The organism is Sphingomonas sp., assembly GCF_031380695.1.
GTDB lineage: Bacteria > Pseudomonadota > Alphaproteobacteria > Sphingomonadales > Sphingomonadaceae > Sphingomicrobium.
In genome coordinates, this window is the sequence record NZ_JANMWY010000315.1 from 1 (window position 1) to 3,586 (window position 3,586).

Annotated in this window: 6 protein-coding genes; 3 read left to right on the forward strand and 3 right to left on the reverse strand. The window is 65.7% G+C overall.

From position 1 onward, the window contains the following. On the forward strand, nucleotides 1-524 hold a 524-nt coding region (yihA, locus tag RMN84_RS11375), incomplete at its 5' end, for a ribosome biogenesis GTP-binding protein YihA/YsxC (protein WP_309612281.1). Nucleotides 525-538: 14 nt separating this feature from the next. Next, complete coding sequence (locus RMN84_RS11380; RefSeq protein ID WP_309612282.1) at nucleotides 539-1,204, forward strand: glutathione S-transferase family protein; 666 nt, start codon at nucleotides 539-541, stop codon at nucleotides 1,202-1,204. A 50-nt stretch (nucleotides 1,205-1,254) separates the two neighbouring features. Here the strand turns inward: RMN84_RS11380 and RMN84_RS11385 are convergent, their stop codons facing one another. Genes RMN84_RS11385 through RMN84_RS11395 form a run of 3 tightly spaced genes read right to left on the reverse strand, consistent with a single transcriptional unit; the run spans nucleotide 1,255 to nucleotide 2,438 of the window. Further along, nucleotides 1,255-1,566: an addiction module antidote protein gene (locus RMN84_RS11385; RefSeq protein ID WP_309612283.1), complete on the reverse strand. Its 312-nt coding sequence runs from the start codon at nucleotides 1,564-1,566 to the stop codon at nucleotides 1,255-1,257. A gap of 29 nt (nucleotides 1,567-1,595) precedes the next feature. Next, a complete protein-coding gene (locus RMN84_RS11390) occupies nucleotides 1,596-1,955 on the reverse strand; it encodes a type II toxin-antitoxin system RelE/ParE family toxin (RefSeq protein WP_309612284.1) in 360 nt (119 codons plus the stop codon). A 36-nt stretch (nucleotides 1,956-1,991) separates the two neighbouring features. Further along, on the reverse strand, nucleotides 1,992-2,438 hold the full coding sequence (locus RMN84_RS11395; RefSeq protein WP_309612285.1) for a cupin domain-containing protein: 447 nt from the start codon (nucleotides 2,436-2,438) through the stop codon (nucleotides 1,992-1,994). Between the two features lie 26 nt (nucleotides 2,439-2,464). On the opposite strand from RMN84_RS11395, the gene dapE reads away from it, so the two are divergent. After that, nucleotides 2,465-3,586 (forward strand): succinyl-diaminopimelate desuccinylase (gene dapE, locus RMN84_RS11400; protein ID WP_309612286.1); only part of this gene is annotated, 1,122 nt, incomplete at its 3' end.

The following is a 3,586-nucleotide window of genomic DNA, read 5'->3' on the forward strand; positions in this document are numbered from 1 at the left end:
TCGCCTTCGCCGGGCGATCGAACGTCGGCAAGTCGTCGCTGCTCAACGCGCTGACCAATCGCCACAAGCTTGCCCGCACCTCCAACACCCCCGGCCGCACACAGGAACTCAACTTCTTCGACGTCGGCCAGCCGGTCCAGATCCGCCTCGTCGACATGCCCGGCTATGGCTTCGCCGAAGCGCCCAAGGACATGGTCAAGCGCTGGCGCTTCCTGATCAACGACTATCTGCGCGGGCGGCAGGTGCTGAAGCGCGCCCTCGTCCTCGTCGACGCCCGCCACGGGCTCAAGGACGTCGACCGCGACGTCATGAAGATGCTCGACGGCGCGGCGGTGAGCTATCACCTCGTCTTGACCAAAGCCGACAAGATCAAGCCGACCGAGCTGGCGAAAACCCTCGCCGCGACCCAGCTCGAGGCGGCCAAGCACCCCGCCTCTCACCCGCTCCTGTTTGCAACCTCGAGCGAAACCGGCGAAGGGATCGCCGACCTGCGCACCACCATCCTTGAGGCGGCGCGCACCTGACGGGGACGGCACCTATGCTCAAGCTCATCATCGGCAACCGCGCTTACTCCAGCTGGTCGATGCGCGGCTGGCTGGCGGTAAGCCAGTCGGGGCTGGAGTTTGAGGAACTCGTCGTCCCGATGTTCGACGAGCAATGGGAAAAGCGCCGCGAAGGCGACGAATTCGGCCCGTCGAGTGGCAAGGTCCCGATCCTGTGGGACGGCGACATCGTCATCTGGGACAGCCTGGCGATCATCGAGGAATGCGCCGAGCGCAGCGACCGCGCCTTGTTCTGGCCGGCCGACCCGGCGGCGCGCGGCATGGCGCGGTCGATGGCGGCGGAAATGCACTCGAGCTTCGCCAACCTCCGCCGCGAAATGCCGGTCAACATCCGCCGCGTCGTCGACGGCCATGTCCTGAGCGACCCGGTCCGCGCCGAGATCGACCGGATCATGGTGCTGTGGGCCCAGGCCCGCGCCCGCTTCGGCGGCACCGGCGACTTCCTCTTCGACTCGTGGAGCGCCGCCGACATCATGTTCGCCCCGGTCGTCACCCACTTCGTCACTTACAAAGTCCCCATGCCCCCCTTCGCCATCGCCTATATGGAAGCCGTGCTCAGCCACCCCCACGTCGTCGATTGGATCGAAAAAGCACAGGAAGAGCCGTGGGTGATCGAGCAGTACGAACCGGAGACGGCGTGAAGCCGATAGCGACGATCGCTGCTGCCCACATGCGCCGAGCCAAGAGCGCCTTAAGCCAGCGGCAGTTCTTCCTTTGACACATGCTCGAAGCGGACCCGGATATCGAGCGCTTTGAGCACGGCCATGAGCGTCGACAATGTGGGATTGCCGTCCGGACCGAACGACTTGGTCAGCGTCTGCCGCTTGATCCCTGTAAGCCGTTCCAAATGGAGCATGCCCCCCTTGGCACGAGCGACAACACCGATGGCACGAGCGACGAAACCCGGATCGTCACTGTCGGCCGCTTCGTCGAGGAATGCGCGCTGCGACTCATCGTCGTAAAGATATTCGGCAGCGTCGAAGGGACGCACGTCGATCGTCATGTTACCTGCCCTCCTTTGGCAAAGCGTTGCTAATTCCTCGGATTGCTCTTCGCGGCCTTTTTGGCCCCGTCCAATTCCTTCACCATGCCCCGGGCCTTCTCAATGTCGGCCTGTTGTGTCGACTTGTCGCCGCCACACAGAAGCAGTTGCACCGTCAGGCCAGTACGCGTCAGGTAAACTCGGTAGCCTGGGCCAACATCGACGCGCAGTTCACTCACCTTGCCGCCAACACTCTTCACATCGCCAAGATTGCCGAGTTCGACGCGCAAGATCCGCGAGACGATCGCGGCGCGCGCCTTTGGATCCTTCAAATCGAACAACCAGTCAGAAAAAGTCCTGGTGCGCTCGACGATGAACATAAGACGCTTATAGGCGTCACTGCGCGCCATGTCAACTAAAAGCGACAGTTCGCTATCAGATGGTCCTCAATACGCCGTCCCATCCCTCCGCACATAGCTCCCGTCCGCCGTGAACATCATGTCGATGTCGGAATAGCCGCCGCCGGTGCACGCCCCGCCGCCGACCGCGACGAACACGCAATCCACCTCCCCGCGATTGACCAGATGATGCCCGTCGCGCACCCCCTTCGGGAACGCCGCAACATCGCCCGCGCGCAGCACCGTCTCGCCGCCGTCCTCGATCAGCACCGCTTCCCCGGCGATCATCACGACCAGTTCGTCCTCACCGTCGTGCCAGTGGCGCTGGCTCGACCAGCCGCCGGGCTTCAGCACGACGTGGCTCGCCCCAAAATCGGTTAGTCCGCTCGCCGGCGCGAGCCGCCGGAACCAGCGCCCGGCTACAGCCCGGTAGAACGGCGGCGGATAACCAGTGGTATTGCGCTGGGGGATCGCATCAAGTTCGACTTTCGGCATCGCCCGCTCCTTGCTAGGCCAGCGTCATGCCCAACATCATCGATCCCGTCGAGCTTGCCGCCCAGCTGATCGCCGTGCCCAGCGTCACCCCCGCCACCGGCGCGGTGTTCGACGTGCTGGAGGCGGCGCTCGTCCCGCTCGGCTTCGCCGTCCATCGCTTCTTGCGCGGCAAAGCGCCCGACGCGCCGGTCGAAAATCTCGTCGCTATCCGCGGCGAAGGCGCACCGCACTTCGGCTTTGCCGGCCACCTCGATGTCGTCCCCCCCGGCGCGGGCTGGAGCAGCGATCCGTTCGTGCCGCGCATCGAGGACGGCATACTCACCGGGCGCGGCGCCAACGACATGAAGAGCGCCATCGCCGCCTTCGTCGCCGCGCTTCCCGCGCAGCAGGCCAAGGGCACCCAATCCCTCCTCATCACCGGCGACGAGGAAGGCCCTGGCGCGCACGGCACGGTCGCGATCATCGACTGGCTGGAGGAGCGCGGCCTTGCCCCCGACTTCATCCTGATTGGCGAGCCGACCTCCGAAACCCGGCTCGGCGACACGATCAAGATCGGCCGGCGCGGGTCGGTCAATATGTGGATCGAGGTGCCCGGCACGCAGGGCCATGTCGCCTATCCGCACAAGGCGGCGAACCCGATCCCTGCCCTCGCCCGCATCCTCGCCGCGCTCGACGCCTGGCACCTCGACGACGGCAACGACGCCTTCCCCGCCTCGAACCTGGAGTTCACCGAGGTCGCGGTGCCGGCCGGCGCGGCCAACGTCATCCCCGGCGGGGCGAGCGCGCGCCTCAACATCCGCTTCAACAATCTTCAGCGGGGGCCTGATCTCGTGGCGCAGGTCACCGAGATTGCCGAGCGTGAGGCCCCCGGCGCCACCGTCCGCGCGCTAATCTCGGGCGAGGCCTTCCTCACCCCGCCGGGCCATCTTTACGACCTGGTCGTCAGCGCGATCCGCGAGGAAACCGGCGTCGACCCCGCGCTGTCCACCGGCGGCGGAACTAGCGACGGTCGCTTCCTGATCAAGCTATGCCCGGTGGTCGACTTCGGCCTGCCCAATGCGACGATGCACAAGCTCGACGAGCATGCGGCGCTCGCGGACATTCGGGCGTTGTCGCGCATCTACGCCCGCGTCATCGCGAAGGCGTTC